Origin of the sequence: Peribacillus sp. FSL P2-0133 (assembly GCF_037975445.1) — a bacterium.
Classification (GTDB): Bacteria; Bacillota; Bacilli; order Bacillales; family DSM-1321; genus Peribacillus; species Peribacillus simplex_E.
In genome coordinates this window covers 4,504,697-4,520,119 of record NZ_CP150254.1, presented here as the reverse complement: position 1 = coordinate 4,520,119, position 15,423 = coordinate 4,504,697, and the positions used below count along the sequence as shown (strand labels likewise).

The following is a 15,423-nucleotide window of genomic DNA, read 5'->3' as shown; positions in this document are numbered from 1 at the left end:
GGAATGGGTAATTTATTTTCAAGAATGAAACAAACGATTTCAGCGGATTTTCACGACTTGTTGGATAAAAAGGAGCAAAAAAATCCAATTGGAATGTTAAATCAATATTTGCGTCAATGTGAGCAGGAGGCGGAAAAGGTCGGTAAGCTGCTTGAACGTCAATATCTTTTGAAAGAAGAGTTTACGCGTGAATATAATCAAGCGCAAAATCTGGCTGAAAAACGTAAGCATCAGGCTGAGATTGCCAAGCAGTCGGGAGAAACGGATTTAATGGAGTTTGCTGTAAAGGAAAGCCTGCACTATGAAGAGCGAGCGCTAAGTTTGAAGGAGGCGCATAAAAGTGCAGAGGTTCAGTTGGCTGAACTGGAGCGGAAATATGAAGAAATGAAGCATAAGCTGAAGGATATGCATCTAAAGCGTCTGGAGCTGATGGGCAGGGAAAATATTGCCCGGGCAAACAACCGGATCAATCGGGTTTTGGATGGGGGCAGATCCGAAGCCAAACCGGTAGCGATGTTTGAAGAAATGGAGCATTATATTGATCGCATCGAGCACCAGGTCCATACTGATTATAATCGGCATACGATCGATGCCAGGATTGTCCAGCTTGAAAAAGAATTGGAACAGAAAGAAGCGTAAAGTTTTTTTAAGGCATCGCTGTTATCCCCTGACCTTTTGGAATGGAGGGCGGGGGAAAACGGGCTGTCAGAAAATGATAATTTCATGGTATTCTTAAAAGGCACGGGTTCCTGTGCCTTTTAAGAATATCGTGATCATATAAAGGGGAGGCGAACCGATGTTGAACAAGATGAAGACGGACTATATGGGATGGATACTTCTCATCGGAGTCGTCCTGATTTTTTTAGAGATTGCATTTAAGGGTGGAGGTCTCCTTTTTTCCTTCGCTTTTTCAATAGGATGCATCTATTTAGGCAGGAAATTCACAAAACGGACAATCGGGAAAATCCTATTTTTTATAGGGTTGATTTCGCTTATCATCAATGTCTTGAATATGTTCGTCTTTAAATTTTTCCTAATGGCGATCCTCATTTATCTTTTGTTTTTATATTATCAGTCCAAAAAGAATCCTGATTGGGTCAGTCCCATTTTAATCAATGATGATTCGGACGAAGAAAAGATCAATAAGGAACAATTGCTGAAAACCGACTACCTTTTTAAAAATAAGTTTTTCGGTCATCAACAGACGGCCGAGCAAGTATATGAATGGAATTCCGTGAATGTTCAGGGCGGGGTCGGTGATACGGTTATCGATTTAAGCAAAACGATTTTACCGAAAGGCGACGCTGTCATTTCCATCAGGAATATCATTGGCAATATCACTGTTCTCGTACCATATGGCATCGAAATCAGGGTCCATCATTCTGTCATTGCAGGCAGAGCGAGGATTTTTGAAAATAAGCCTGAATCCAGGGTCTTTAATCAAATTTATTCCTACCAAACGGAAGGGTTCAATGAAACGGATCAAAAGGTTCATATCATCACTTCAATCTTAGTTGGGGATTTAGAGGTGAAGCGGATATGAGTATACTGACACGGCAGATATTGACTGCCCTTGGAGTTGCTTTCGTTCTTTCCCTTGCCTTGCCGGCGGCGGTTTTCTTCATCTTTCCTTTATCCGACTGGAGCTTATTGTGGGAGAAAGTGGTCATGGGCTTACCCTTCGTCATATTCCTGCCAAGTCTGGTCATGACGGTAGGGCTGATTTATGGAGTCGTTTCGGGAATGTTTTGGAAGAGGCAGCTGGAAAGGGTGGATGAAGGGCTGTACTTACTTGAACAGGGCCGCTTACCTTCGCAACAGGAGACGTATCCGGTCCAAGAGATGGCTAAAATGGTGGAAAGGATGCATCTAATCCATAAGCAAATCAATGAGCAGACAAAATTATCACAAAAAATGGCGAATGAAAAGGCCATTGATCAGGAGAAACAGATTCAGGAAATCGTTTCCCAGGAACGAAACCGTTTGGCGCGGGAACTGCATGATTCAGTGAGCCAGCAATTGTTTGCCGCTTCGATGTTCATGTCGGCCATCACCGAGTCACAATCCGATATGGAAAAAACGGAAATGAAACAATTCAAGGTAGTGGAAGAAATGATCCATCAATCCCAGCTTGAGATGAGGGCGTTATTGCTTCACTTGAGGCCTGTTGCATTAAAGGGAAAATCTTTACATGAAGGAATGAAGGAGCTTCTTTTGGAATTGGCCCAAAAAGTGACGATGGATATAAATTGGAAGATGGAGCCCGTCACTCTGGATAAGGGGATTGAGGACCATCTGTTTCGGATTTTACAAGAATCGATTTCCAATACACTGAGACATGCAAAAGCGAGCTCGCTTGAAGTGCTATTGATCGTTCGTGATGGGCTGATCATTTTAAGGATAACGGATGACGGCATCGGCTTTAACGTCGAGGAGTCAAAAACGGGATCATATGGTCTGCAAAACATGCATGAACGGGCTGTTGAATTAGGCGGGACGATGCAACTTGTAAGCGTTCCGAATAAAGGAACGAAACTTGAAGTGAAAATCCCATTATTAAATGCTGGAGGTGATCATGATGATTAAAGTATTATTTGTCGATGACCATGAAATGGTAAGGATAGGGGTATCGGCTTATTTATCTGCACAGCCGGATATCGAAGTGATCGGGGAAGCGGACAATGGCTTGAAAGCTGTCGAACTGGCATTGGAATTGCGTCCGGATATCATTTTGATGGATTTAGTGATGCCGGAAATGGACGGCATAGAAGCGACGAAACGAATTATCGAAAAATGGCCTGAAGCAAAGATCATCATTGTGACAAGCTTCCTGGATGATGAAAAAGTGTACCCGGCATTGGAAGCCGGAGCGACGAGCTATATGTTGAAAACATCAAAGGCCAGCGAGATTGCGAGAGCCGTCCGTTCCACTTTCCAGGGACAAAGCGTACTTGAACCTGAAGTGACGGGAAAAATGATGGAGAAGTTACGTCGCCCAAAGATTACCCAGCTTCATGATCAATTGACAAACCGAGAAATGGAAATTTTGCTGCTGATGACACAAGGGAAAACGAATCAGGAAATTGCGGATGAACTATACATAGCCCTGAAAACAGCCAAAGTGCATGTCAGCAATATATTAAGTAAGCTTGCCGTACAGGACCGCACGCAAGCAGTGATTTACGCATTTAAACATTCGCTCGTTCAAGAAGAGCAGTAAAGAGCGTCTATTTACCAATAGAGGAAAGTTTGCTATATTTAGATAAATATCCCATCCTGTAAAGTTCATTCAAGGTTGCTGATTGCAGCCTTTTTTTTATGGTCACGGGAAAAAGGCAGGTGAAATGATGTTAAGAGTTATCTTAGAATTATTTCGTATAATCACCATTATTTTCGTTATTGGAATGATAATGGGGTTCATCATTAATTCAATCTATGCGATTTTTGGTATAACCGTAGAGAATACCGCAGGCGGATGGATTGTTGGTATGGCAATTTTCCCATTACTTTATGTACTCTATAAAAACCGGCTTCAATTTTCAGGGTTCTATAAAAATGACGGACAAGTAAAACTCTCAAGCAGGACAACTACTATACTGCTTTGCTTCTCTGTGCTAATGTTAACGGTTGCCCCTTTATTTCGCTAACGGAATGCAAAAAGAGCATGTTTTGATCAAAACATGCTCTTTTTTATACGATTTTTTTGATTATACGGCTTCCTCTGCGGTATCGAGCCTCTTGCCGTAAATCCGATAAAGAACCAGGGCAAATACCATTCCTATAAAGGAGATGGAGGAGATGAACAGGTAAAGGGTCTTGCCGCCGTAAGCCCCATATATGGCTCCGCCTATATAAGAAGCAATGATTCCCGAAACCCCGAAGAATAGCAGCGCCAGTACGGTCTGGCCTGTGGCACGCCATTCCACCGGAACGATCCGATACAGATATTGGATGGCCGCCGAGTAGAAAATCGGGAAAGTCAATATCTGCATGACTTGCAAATAAGCTAATAGTTGTGGATCGGTAATCCACGCAGAGATGAAATAACGGATAAAGAAAAACGCCGCTGCAAAAGAAATGATGATGATTTCCTTACCCTTGCGAAGCCACCAAAAGCTTAGTGCGAACACAACGATTTCACTTCCCGCCGCTAAGAACCAGGTCAAGCCTACAAGCTTGGCACTTCCTCCAAGTTCCCGGATATACACTCCGAGGAAAGTATCGTTCATCCTTGCTGGAACAGCACAGATAAAGACTAATAACAGAAAGAGAAGCGTCTCTTTATTGCTGAAAAAATGCTTCAGGCTGCTTAAGGTGACTGGTTTTCCCGAAACGGGTGCATCAGGCATCATCCAGCTGATAATGAAACTGATCAATCCTATGCCCGCAAAAAGAAAGGCCAGGCTGTTCGCTCCGAAATATGACATAACATAGCCGGTGATCAGCGATATGACCGCATAACCCAATGCACCATATGTCCGAATGGAACCATAACTGATCCCGGATTTCTCTGCCATCGTAAAGTTAAGGCTTTCCGTCAGGGGATCGATCGGCATCAGAAAGAAATATAGCAGCATGGCAAACAGGATGAGCTGAAGATAACTGCTTGAATCATAGAGGAAATAACCGATTACGCTCGAGAAAAAGATGAGTAACAACAGAACTTTTCGTATCGTCCTTGTTTTGTCGCTGATCATTCCCCATAAAGGCTGGGTGATGAGGGTGACAAAACCTCCTGTACCGATGATGAACCCGATTTGGGCTGGACGCAAACCTTGATCAGCCAGATAGACTGGGAGAAACGGAATGAAAATGGCAAGCAGTCCAAAATATAAAAAGTTAAAACCCTTTAATAATCGTATTGCTTTCATAAAAAATATGATACCTCACGTGTTCTATAGATTGATTTCAACCTTGTTATTGTAACATTGATGACAGAATTTGAAAAAATAGTTTTAATTTTTATGGATGAAAATAGAATGATAGAGTTGGTTTCGAGGTTATATTTCACTTTTAAAAAATGGATGTTATTGATAGAATTAACACTTATTGTTAATTAGAGAGGGTGATATTTAATGGATCAAGACACAAAAGTGATTCAAGAGTTGCAGGAACTGAAGCAAAAAGTCGGTCATCTTGAAGACTTAATAACGCAGCAGAATAAAAGGGGAAAAGCAGGACTATTTCGAACCTTCATGGACGCAGTAGTCTCATTGCTATTTGGATTAATTGTTGTAGGACCGGTTATTGTGATTGTCGTTGGTGTCCTGATGGTGGCTGCATCATGGTTAGGGATTTAGTTTTAAAAGTTAAGGAGAGCCTGGGCTTGTGTTAATTGTTGGTTATTCCAGCGGGGGTTAATGATGAAAAAGCAACGGTTTTGCTTTGATGGGGAAGGCGACGTATGATTCATTTCTTATTGAACTTAATTACAGATATGGGTAAAGTACTTGCATCAATTTTATTCTAAATAGTATTTCACGAATTACATATGGCTGGCTCAACACATTTTCCGATGATTTGTTTCTTTTAAAATATTATCCTAAGAAAGTTATTGACAAATTTACTTCGAGTCCGTATAGTATTGGATATTATTAAAAATATTCAGATATAATTTAATTTTTGAAACGCAATGATCAGGAGTAGTAAAAGCACATTATTCGGTAAAGAGAGCTGCGGGTTGGTGCAACGCAGTCCAATGATACTTTGAACTTGCCTGGGAGTGGTAAAGCGAAAGATAGGAATTATCCATTCTTTTGTTTTAACGATTGACCTTCGTTACAAGGTTTTTAAAGCAGGGTTCTAGAAAAGAGCCAATAAGAGTGGTACCGCGGTAAGCTTAAGGCATATCGTCTCTTTCTTCATTTGATTATGAAGGAAGAGACGATATGCTTTTTTTGATTTTTGGGAGGTAAGGATATGGAGACGGACAAACGGAATTTACAGAGGACAATGACTTCAAGGCATATTACGATGATGGCATTAGGCGGTGCCATCGGGGCAGGTTTATTTAAAGGAAGCAGTTCAGCCATTGATATGGCAGGCCCTTCCGTAATCATTGCGTACTTGATAGGGGGCATCATCCTATTATTCATCATGCAAGGTTTAGCTGAAATGGCGGTCCGCAATAGCGGTGCACGAACATTCAGGGATTTGGTCCAATCGATTTTAGGAAAGTATCCTGCCTATTTCCTGGATTGGATCTATTGGAAAATGTGGGTATTGAATATCGCGGCCGAATCAGTGGTTGCGGCGATTTTCCTTCAATATTGGCTGCCGGGATATCCAATCTGGATACTGGCATTAGCTGTTTCGGTTTTAGTTACTGCGGTTAACTTACTGTCGGTTAAGGTTTTTGCTGAAACGGAGTACTGGCTTGCTTTAATTAAAATAACCGTCATCATTGTGTTCATCATGGCTGGATTATTGTTGCTGCTCGTTACTTTTGGTGATCATACAGCCGTCGGTTTTTCTAACTTGACTGAGCATGGCGGTTTCTTTCCGAATGGATCGACAGGTTTGATCACGGCGATGCTGGTGGTAATCTATTCATATGGCGGTACGGAAATCATCGGGGTCACATTAGCTGAAACGAAAAATCCTGAAAAAGTGGTTCCAAAAGCCGTTCGCAGTACATTGATCAGGATCATTTCTTTCTATATCATTCCTTTTTTCATCATCGTTAGCTTAATTCCTTGGAACGAAGTAAACGGGGTGCAGGAAAGTCCGTTTGTAATGGTCTTTCAAATGATTGGGATTCCTGGTGCCGACCATATTATGAACGCCGTTGTTCTATTAGCGATCATTTCATCGATGAACTCCGGGTTGTATGGTTCATCCCGCGTTCTGTATACACAAGCCGTGGATGGTCGCATTCCGAAAATCTTTTCCCGTTTATCCAAGAAGAAAGTACCTGTTCCCGCAATATTAATGTGTACTTCAGCTTTATATGGCGGTGTACTGATTTCCTTATTTGCTGGAAGCAAGACCTTCGATTTCCTAATGGGTTCGCTGGGATATACCGTATTATTCATCTGGTTGATCATAGCTTTCGCCCATTTGAAATCACGTAAACAACAGTCCCAAAAAACAAGTGCCTATTCGGTAAAATGGTTCCCGTATACGACTTGGGCTGCGATCATCGCTTTAATAACGATCCTGATCGGAATCATTTTCACGACATCCATAATCGTTACGATCATTACACTTTGCATCTACATCTTCATATCATTGACGTATGTATGGAAAAAACGCCATAACAAAATCTAGAGAAAGCGTGGATATCGCTTTTGCCTTCTCGCATAGAAGTTTCAGTTTCAAGCCATGGTAGCATGCCATGGCTTTCGTTATGTATTCTTGGTCTGGTGAAAAGTAAGAGATATCCATTTTACTAGTTCATGGGAATCATTAACTTTAGCAATTAAAGAGTTAATCTAGTGAAAAATGTTGTATAATAATCTTTGGAAAAAAACCAATATATTGAAAGCCGGAGCGAGCTATGAAAAACAATTCCATACTATCCTTTCACCCGTTATATTATTTATTACTTTTGGTGATTACTAGTTCCATCTATTCAATCATCAATCAATCTTCAGGTCATGCTGTCGATGTTACGACTATAATAGATAGGGAGATTCCCTTTATTAAAGAATTTGTCGTTCCTTATTTACTTTGGTATCCGTATATTTATGGCTTGCTGATTTACTACTGTTTTGTTGACCGAAAGCACTATTTCGTAGGATTAGGCAGTTTGGTATCGGGGAAACTACTCTGTTTTCTTGTATATTGCCTTTGGCAATCGACAGTCCCGCGTCCAGAAGTGGTGGGCAACGATATCTTTGCCCATTTAATGAGAATCGTCTATAGTCATGATCAACCTGTCAACTGTCTTCCCAGCATTCATGTACTGACTACATTCATCATGATGATCGTCGCCCATAAGCGGAAAGAACAGCACAAATGGGAGTATGCAAGTGTCACTGCATTCGGAACTCTGATTATCCTTTCCACACTATTTACGAAACAGCATGCTGTATTGGATGTACTAGCAGGGATACTTCTTGCATGTGGGGTATATGCATCTGTCCAGTATATGTTCCAAGCCCTATCGGCTTATCAGGCCAATCATTACGCAGCAAGGCAAATTAAAAAATGAATCACAGTTAAGCCACTGTAAGAATATTAGCTCCCATGAGCTGATAAGTTACAGTGGTTTTTTGTATATTAAAAATTTGGATATTTATGTTAAATTATATATGATATTATTTTTTTAGTCGAATTGAAACAATGGCGGGAGGAAAAGAATGCCACATCATCTTAATCGAATTGCTGAAGACTTGGTTAAAGCGAAGTTGGAAAATTATTGGTCGGGTTTTGAACTTGTTGCTTATGCATTATATGATAAGAGAAATGTTTATCTATTCAATCATCCCAAATTCAGTAACAATCCACATTGTGCATATCATACTTTAAAGTGGGATGTACAGTTTACTGGCGACACAATTATTTTGTATGAAGAATATCCCACTGCAATTGTTAATATGGATTCGTATGAGGATTATGAAGATTTGTATTCAATAGTGGTTCACGAATTATTTCACGGCTATCAGTATATTAAAGATGAAAAACGGTTTCCTGATGAAATGATGGGAATCACATATCCGTTGTCAAAAGAAAATGTGGAATTGCGAAATCAGGAAAGAACAAATCTTTATCATGCGTTGTTGGAAAATAACATAATTAAGAAGAAACAATGCCTTAATGCTTTCATTGCACTAAGGGAAAAAAGAGCAGCTAAAGTTGAAGAGTACCTAACATATGAAAAATTGATTGAAACCATTGAGGGACCTGCGTGGTATGTCGAATTAAGGGCTTACTCCGAAAAAGGCCCGCTTGATTACCATTCAGTTTTAAAAAAGTATGCACAACAACTAAAAAACAAATATGAATCTACTTCTAGTATTAGAAGTAGTTGTTATAGTTCCGGTTTGTTTATGTGTTTGTTACTTGAGGAGCTTTCACCAGGCTGGATGGAAAGTTTTTTTGATAGAGAAGAAACATTATATGACCTATTAAAACAGCATACCGGTGACTATATGGAAGATTCAATAGCTGATGTGAAGATAAGTTCTGAAACAGAGGAAGTCGTTAATTTTGCCATAGAAAAGAGAATAAAAGCATTTGAAGAGTTTAATGAACAAGCAGGAATTCATCTATATATTGAAGGGGAAATAACTGCTGAATCCTTTGACCCGATGAATATCATCCCATTAGAAGATAAACTTTTACATAAGAGCTTTATAAATGTAAGAATGAACAACCAAGATTTTCTTATTCAACAACCTGTTATTGCCCATGTTGGCAATGGAATTAAAAACATAAATAAATTACACCTGATATTAGGGAAAGCACCCATTGAAAACATTGATTCGCTTACAATTGATGATGTTGGAGAAATAAAGGGAAGATATAAGAAACAAGAAAATATCTGGCATGTACTTATTTAAAATGAATTACATCGGTGCTTAAAATGAAGCATGGAGATCAATACCCCGTTTTGGGGGTGTCTGCTAACATAAATTTGATACCGACATCCCATAAAAAAAAGCATTGAACCTCCCATACAGGAAGTCCGATGCTTTTTTCTTTTACATTTCAGCTTCAATTTTCAAAGACGATTCTTCGCTGAACTGTTCCTTATCTAGGTCGCCTGTTATTTTACTAGTAAGAATACCGGAAGTCATGCTTCCGCTGACATTCACAGCCGTTCTTCCCATATCGATCAATGGCTCGACGGAAATCAACAATCCGGCCAAGGCGATTGGCAAGTTCATTGCGGATAATACCAGGATGGCAGCGAATGTTGCTCCTCCGCCTACACCTGCAACCCCGAAAGAGCTAATGGCCACGATGGCAATCAACATGGCGATAAATGAAGGCTCCAGTGGGTTGATTCCAACCGTTGGAGCAATCATGACCGCTAACATGGCCGGATAGATTCCGGCACAGCCGTTTTGACCGATCGACAAGCCGAAGGATCCGGCAAAGTTGGCAATACCTTCCGACACCCCTAGTTGTTTCTGTGTTTGGATGTTCAATGGAAGAGCTCCTGCACTTGTTCTTGAAGTGAAGGCAAACGATAATACCGGGAACGCTTTTCTTAAATATACGATTGGGTTCAATCCTGCAAGCATCAGCAATAGCAAATGGATGAGGAACATGACGATCAGGGCGACATAAGAGGCTCCCACGAATTTCCCCAATTTCAGGATGGCATCCAAATCACTCGTAGCTACCGTCTTCGTCATGATTGCCAAGATCCCGTAAGGTGTTAAACGAAGGATCAATGTTACGACACGCATGATGATGCTGTGCAATGTATCTACTATTTTAGCAAAAAATTCAGCATGTTCAGGCTGCTTCCGTTTGACTCCTAAATAGGCAATCCCAAGAAATGCAGCAAAAATTACAACGGAAATCGTTGATGTCGGACGTGCTCCCGTTAAATCAAGGAACGGGTTGGATGGAATCAATTCAAGGATTTGCTGCGGCATCGTTTTATCCTGAATCGTACCGTATGTTTCCGATATTTGATCCCCGCGGCTTAACTCCGCTTCCCCTTGCTCAATTTGAACGGCTTCCAAATTGAATACAGTTGCCGAGGTGATCCCGACAGCTGCTGCAATCGCAGTCGTTCCAAGCAGGATTCCGATGATCAGGACACTGATCTTTCCAATATTGCTAGTCAGTTTCAATCTTGTGAATGCTGATAAGATCGAAATGAAGACAAGCGGCATGACGATCATTTGCAGGAACTTGACATAGCCGGAACCTACAATGTTAAACCAATCGACCGATTTAACGATCGCTTCTGACTGAGGTTCATAGAAATACTGCAAAAGAAGTCCGAATACGATCCCTAAACCAAGTCCAGTAAAGACCCTTTTTGTAAAGGAAACATGCTTCTTATTCATGTAAAATAAAACGCCTAAAAGAACGAGCATTATGGCAAGATTTAAAAACACATAACCAATCATATATATTCCTCCTAATTCCGATTAACCAAATAAGAATAATGAATATCTGAAGACTATGATACATCATCCGTTGATTTTTTACCAGAAGAAAATAATTTTTTTTTGACTTTTCAAGTAATTCATGTATATATCTCTATTCACGAACTGGGTTAGAGGGAACAATAAAGAGGAGGCTGGAACAAGCTAGGTACAAATCTTCCATTATATACATTTAACAGGGAGGATAATCCCTTGGTTTTCTTGAATGATATATCAGGTCGCATATGCTTAGCATTTTTTGAGAGGATGAAGGAATGATGGATATATACATTCACATGCTAAATGAACAGGATGCACAAGCGTTATTTGCATTTGAATGCAATAATAGAAGGTTTTTCGAGCAAACGGTGCCAGGCCGGGGAGATGATTATTATAGCTTTGGAACGTTTGAGATCAGGCATAAGGAATTATTAAAAGAACAAGAAGATGCCATCTCCTCTTTTAATTTAATTAAGGATGGTTCAGGCATAATCGTCGGCAGGATTAACCTTGTGGATATCGATCCCATTAATGGTACGGCTCATGTCGGTTACAGAATCGGTGAAAAGTTTACGCAAAAGGGGATAGCGAATGAAGCTTTAAGGCTTTTGGTTAATCTGGCGCCGGAATTGAATGTGACTCAAATACAAGCCAAAACGACAAGCGACAATATTGCCTCCCAAAAGGTTTTAGTGAAAAACGGTTTTGAACGGATTTCGATTAATGAGGAAATTAGTGTGGATTCGGGTCAAAAGCTAATGTTCTACCATTATAGTAGGAACCTTTAAATCCATTTTCTTCTATTAATAGACCGCATAAAGTGAAAAGGATTTAAGAGATGAAGAAATAATCTCGAGATATTTTCGCGGCAAAAGATTTCATTACTTAAAAGGAGAAAGGATAATATAATATGATAGAAGGTTTATATGAAGCCCATCTACCCGTCAAGAACCTGGCCATCTCTATGGGTTTTTATAAGAAAATAGGCTTGAAACTAGCTTGGAGGGATGAAGATACTGCCTTCTTTTGGATAGAAGAAAACAAAAGCTGGGTCGGATTATGGGAAGGGAAAGAATATCAAACTCCATACCACCCTTCAATAAGGCATATCGCATTTCGGGTATCTTATGAAAATATGAAAAATGCATTAACTTGGCTCCAATCCCTAAAAATTGAAGTGGTCCCTTTTGGAAAAAGGACATCGATTGAACCTTTTGTGCGGCCGAACCAAGGAAACGCTTCCGTCTATTTCAATGACCCGGATGGAAATAGTCTCGAACTCATGTGTTCGGTAGAAGTCCCTGATGCATATAAGCATATAACTGAAAAACTTTCAATTGAAGAATGGGAAGAACTAAATTCTATAGAAGAAAACAAAAAAATCTACTAGTATGAAACGATTGGTTTTATTTAATAGAAGGAAGTGTAAGTATTGTTTAATCAATTAACGAATAACGATAGTATTCTTAATCATTTACGTGCAGACTGTGAGAATTGTTTTGGTTTGTGCTGTGTAGCTTTGCCTTATGCAAAATCTGCTGATTTTGCATTTGATAAAAATGGAGGTACACCATGTTCAAACCTGCAATCGGATTATCGTTGCGGCATCCATGAAAATCTCAGAGCAAAGGGATTTAGGGGCTGCACGGTATATGAATGCTTCGGTGCCGGTCAAAAGGTATCTCAACTCACATATGATGGAAACGATTGGAGAGACAACCCAGCGTCAGCAAAGGAAATGTTCGATGTGTTTCCTATTATGCAACAACTTCATGAAATGCTTTGTTACTTAAATGAAGCACTGAATTTAGAAGATGCGAAACCTCTTTATCAAGATTTGCAGGCTGCTTTTGACGAAACGGAATATCTCACTAAGCAAAGTCCAAAGTCCATCATGGACCTGAATGTACCAGCTCATAGAGCGATCGTTAATGATTTACTTCTGCGCACAAGTGAACTCGTACGTGAAAAGGTATCATTTAATAAAAATAAAAATCAGAAAAAACAGAACAAAATAGGGAGGGGAAGTGACCTTATCGGTGCAAAGTTGAGAGGTGCTGACCTTAGGGGAGCGAACTTAAGAGGAGCTTTACTTATCGCATCCGACCTCAGAGAAGCTGACATGAGAGTGACGGATCTTATCGGTGCAGACTTTAGGGACGCTGATTTAAGCGGTGCCGATCTCACCGGGAGTTTCTTCATCACACAAGCACAGATTAACTCGGCTAAAGGTGATACGAAGACAAAATTACCGCTCACATTAAACATTCCCGATCATTGGAGGTAGAAGTAAAGCCAAGATCGGAAGCTAACTTTCATGCAGCGTAAACGCATCATGAATGAAAATGGTTTAATTCACGAGTAAAAGCGTCAGACTCACGAGTAAAAGGCGGAAACTCACGAGTAAAAAGCACAAATTCACGAGTTAAGGCGTCAAATTCACGAGTAATGGGGAAATTTAATACATAGATTTAGCTTTAATCCTAAGCTTTTACAAAAAGTGAACTCTATACTAACATGCGATTCTTCATTAGGAAGGATCGTCTTTTATAATTGGGCGGAAAACTTTCATTTTTCCATTTGACTCTGACGTTGCGTAATACCTTAAAGTAAATGATATCGAAAGGAGGTAAGAAGCAGTGGCAATGAAAGTGAAAGAGCTAGCCGATTTAGTTGGCATTAGTGTGCGGACACTGCATTATTATGATGAAATCGGGTTATTATCTCCAGAGGAAATAACAGATTCAGGTTATCGCCTTTATTCGAATGATAATCTTGAGATGTTGCAGCAAATCCTGTTTTTCAGGGAACTTGGCATGCCGTTAAAGGAAATAAAGCAAATGATAAGCAGCTCTTCGTTTGATAAACAAGATGCGTTAAAGCAACATCAAAAAATGTTACTGGAGAAACGCAGTCAGCTCGATAAATTAATTGAGACAGTCGAAAAGTCGATTAAGCATATGAAAGGGGAAATTCAAATGACAAATAAAGAAAAATTTGAAGGATTTGACTTCAGTCAGAATCCATATGAAGAAGAAGCCCGCAAGCTTTGGGGGGATAAAGCTGTCGATGAATCGAAGGCTAAAGTGGCGGGCATGTCCAAGGATGCACAGAAAATTGTATCGGATATCTATATAAAACTTGCTTCAATCCGAAAAGACTCTCCCAAGTCGGAGGAGGCACAAGAGCTAATTAAAGAATGGTATGATTGTTTGAACAATAACTTCGGCACATACTCACTGGATGCTTTCAAAGGATTAGGTCAAATGTACGTGGATGATCAACGCTTCACCAAAAATATCGACAAATACGGTGATGGTTTAGCAAAATTCATGTGTGATGCGATGGGGCATTTTGCTGACGCTAACAAAAATTGAATCCCCAGATTAGATGGAAGGTTGCTCCGGCAACCTTCTTATTGTATAGCTAAAGGGACAGTCAGTTTAAGAAGCTGTATACTATAGTTATGGTAATATTTATAATATTCCGATTTATAGAGAATAGGGGGAAACTTATGGAGTTTAGGAATGCCGCCTTTAACCTCGGGAAAATCAATGATGTTGATGGAAGTAAAGTGGCTGTTTTTAATGGAGATGCCATTTATACAAGCATCGTCACTAAACTTCGGGCCGCAGGTTGTGTTTTCGCCGAGGAAGAGGCCCGGTTGCTCATCATCGCAGCAGGGACAACGGCCGAATTGGCCGGGATGGTGGATAGACGGATAGCGGGTTTACCCCTTGAGCACGTCATCGGCTGGGCGGAATTCTGCGGTATCCGGATAGAAGTTGACCTCGGAGTCTTCGTACCCCGCAGACGGACCGAGTTTTTAGTCCGCCAAGCGGCAGCACTCGCTATGCCAGGAGCAGTTGTGGTGGACTTGTGCTGCGGCACGGGCGCGGTTGGCTCCGCTGTGGGCGATGTTCTCGAAGAAATCGAGTTGTACGCCGTCGACATTGACCCAGCAGCGGTGCGGTGCGCGCGTCGTAACGTCACTTCAGTCAATGGTCAGGTATACGAAGGGGACCTCTATGAACCGCTTCCGGCCAATTTACGGGGACGTGTTGACGTACTGGTCGCAAACGCACCATACGTCCCTACTGAGGGAATCGGTCTTTTACCCCATGAAGCGCGCATGCATGAGGCGAGGGTGGCATTAGATGGCGGGTCGGACGGGCTTGATGTCCAGAGAAGGGTGGCGGCTTCGGCAACACTTTGGCTGGCACCGGGCTCCCATTTGTTAGTCGAGACCAGTGAGCGGCAAGCGATGCAGACCGTAGAAATCTTTGCTAGATACGGGGTGATGCCACGGGTGGTAAAGTGTGAAGAACTGGACGCCACTGTCGTAATTGGAACCAGACCCGCACTCTAA

Annotated in this window: 16 protein-coding genes and 1 other annotated feature; of the genes, 14 read left to right on the top strand and 2 right to left on the bottom strand. The window is 40.9% G+C overall.

The genetic code is table 11. The features are described from left to right. Nucleotides 1-3 precede the first annotated feature (3 nt). The 5 genes from MKY17_RS21725 to MKY17_RS21705 all read left to right on the top strand — a co-directional run bounded on the left by MKY17_RS21725 (nucleotide 4) and on the right by MKY17_RS21705 (nucleotide 3,647). On the top strand, nucleotides 4-639 hold the full coding sequence (locus tag MKY17_RS21725) for a PspA/IM30 family protein (protein ID WP_098373728.1): 636 nt from the start codon (nucleotides 4-6) through the stop codon (nucleotides 637-639). Between the two features lie 157 nt (nucleotides 640-796). Then, nucleotides 797-1,543 carry a cell wall-active antibiotics response protein LiaF gene (gene liaF / locus MKY17_RS21720; RefSeq protein ID WP_098373727.1) on the top strand — a complete coding sequence of 249 codons (747 nt, stop codon included), beginning with the start codon at nucleotides 797-799 and terminating at the stop codon, nucleotides 1,541-1,543. Continuing rightward, nucleotides 1,540-2,586, top strand: a complete 1,047-nt coding sequence (locus tag MKY17_RS21715) for a sensor histidine kinase (RefSeq protein ID WP_098373726.1) — start codon at nucleotides 1,540-1,542, stop codon at nucleotides 2,584-2,586. Before liaF ends, MKY17_RS21715 begins: the two co-directional genes overlap by 4 nt. Further along, nucleotides 2,579-3,220 (top strand): response regulator transcription factor, encoded by a 642-nt coding sequence (locus MKY17_RS21710; RefSeq protein WP_098373725.1) that lies wholly within the window; start codon nucleotides 2,579-2,581, stop codon nucleotides 3,218-3,220. Before MKY17_RS21715 ends, MKY17_RS21710 begins: the two co-directional genes overlap by 8 nt. Nucleotides 3,221-3,347: 127 nt before the next feature. Continuing rightward, entirely contained in the window at nucleotides 3,348-3,647 is a 300-nt protein-coding gene (locus MKY17_RS21705; protein WP_260397925.1) for a hypothetical protein, read from the top strand. A gap of 60 nt (nucleotides 3,648-3,707) precedes the next feature. On the opposite strand, the gene MKY17_RS21700 is transcribed toward MKY17_RS21705, so the two are convergent. After that, nucleotides 3,708-4,871: an MFS transporter gene (locus MKY17_RS21700; RefSeq protein WP_098373724.1), complete on the bottom strand. Its 1,164-nt coding sequence runs from the start codon at nucleotides 4,869-4,871 to the stop codon at nucleotides 3,708-3,710. A gap of 204 nt (nucleotides 4,872-5,075) precedes the next feature. Between MKY17_RS21700 and MKY17_RS21695 the strand changes: the two genes are divergently transcribed. The 4 genes from MKY17_RS21695 to MKY17_RS21680 all read left to right on the top strand — a co-directional run bounded on the left by MKY17_RS21695 (nucleotide 5,076) and on the right by MKY17_RS21680 (nucleotide 9,506). Next, a complete protein-coding gene (locus MKY17_RS21695) occupies nucleotides 5,076-5,300 on the top strand; it encodes a hypothetical protein (protein WP_339200648.1) in 225 nt (74 codons plus the stop codon). Between the two features lie 323 nt (nucleotides 5,301-5,623). Further along, nucleotides 5,624-5,860: a binding site (T-box leader), on the top strand. 59 nt (nucleotides 5,861-5,919) lie between these two features. After that, nucleotides 5,920-7,269, top strand: a complete 1,350-nt coding sequence (locus tag MKY17_RS21690) for an amino acid permease (protein ID WP_339200647.1) — start codon at nucleotides 5,920-5,922, stop codon at nucleotides 7,267-7,269. 229 nt (nucleotides 7,270-7,498) lie between these two features. After that, nucleotides 7,499-8,155, top strand: coding sequence for a phosphatase PAP2 family protein (locus MKY17_RS21685; protein WP_339200645.1), 657 nt, complete (start codon nucleotides 7,499-7,501; stop codon nucleotides 8,153-8,155). A gap of 148 nt (nucleotides 8,156-8,303) precedes the next feature. Continuing rightward, nucleotides 8,304-9,506, top strand: coding sequence for a hypothetical protein (locus MKY17_RS21680; RefSeq protein WP_339200644.1), 1,203 nt, complete (start codon nucleotides 8,304-8,306; stop codon nucleotides 9,504-9,506). 141 nt (nucleotides 9,507-9,647) lie between these two features. Here the strand turns inward: MKY17_RS21680 and MKY17_RS21675 are convergent, their stop codons facing one another. Further along, nucleotides 9,648-11,036 carry an L-cystine transporter gene (locus tag MKY17_RS21675; protein ID WP_144528202.1) on the bottom strand — a complete coding sequence of 463 codons (1,389 nt, stop codon included), beginning with the start codon at nucleotides 11,034-11,036 and terminating at the stop codon, nucleotides 9,648-9,650. 293 nt (nucleotides 11,037-11,329) lie between these two features. On the opposite strand from MKY17_RS21675, the gene MKY17_RS21670 reads away from it, so the two are divergent. From MKY17_RS21670 to MKY17_RS21650, 5 genes are all read left to right on the top strand, one after another. Next, nucleotides 11,330-11,842, top strand: coding sequence for a GNAT family protein (locus tag MKY17_RS21670; RefSeq protein ID WP_339200641.1), 513 nt, complete (start codon nucleotides 11,330-11,332; stop codon nucleotides 11,840-11,842). 122 nt (nucleotides 11,843-11,964) lie between these two features. Then, the gene (locus tag MKY17_RS21665) at nucleotides 11,965-12,444 is read left to right on the top strand and encodes a VOC family protein (RefSeq protein ID WP_339200639.1); all 480 of its coding nucleotides are present in this window, start codon (nucleotides 11,965-11,967) and stop codon (nucleotides 12,442-12,444) included. Nucleotides 12,445-12,486: 42 nt separating this feature from the next. After that, a complete protein-coding gene (locus MKY17_RS21660; protein ID WP_339200638.1) occupies nucleotides 12,487-13,341 on the top strand; it encodes a pentapeptide repeat-containing protein in 855 nt (284 codons plus the stop codon). A gap of 352 nt (nucleotides 13,342-13,693) precedes the next feature. Then, nucleotides 13,694-14,431, top strand: coding sequence for a MerR family transcriptional regulator (locus tag MKY17_RS21655; protein WP_141994029.1), 738 nt, complete (start codon nucleotides 13,694-13,696; stop codon nucleotides 14,429-14,431). A 137-nt stretch (nucleotides 14,432-14,568) separates the two neighbouring features. Further along, complete coding sequence (locus MKY17_RS21650) at nucleotides 14,569-15,423, top strand: putative protein N(5)-glutamine methyltransferase (protein WP_339200635.1); 855 nt, start codon at nucleotides 14,569-14,571, stop codon at nucleotides 15,421-15,423.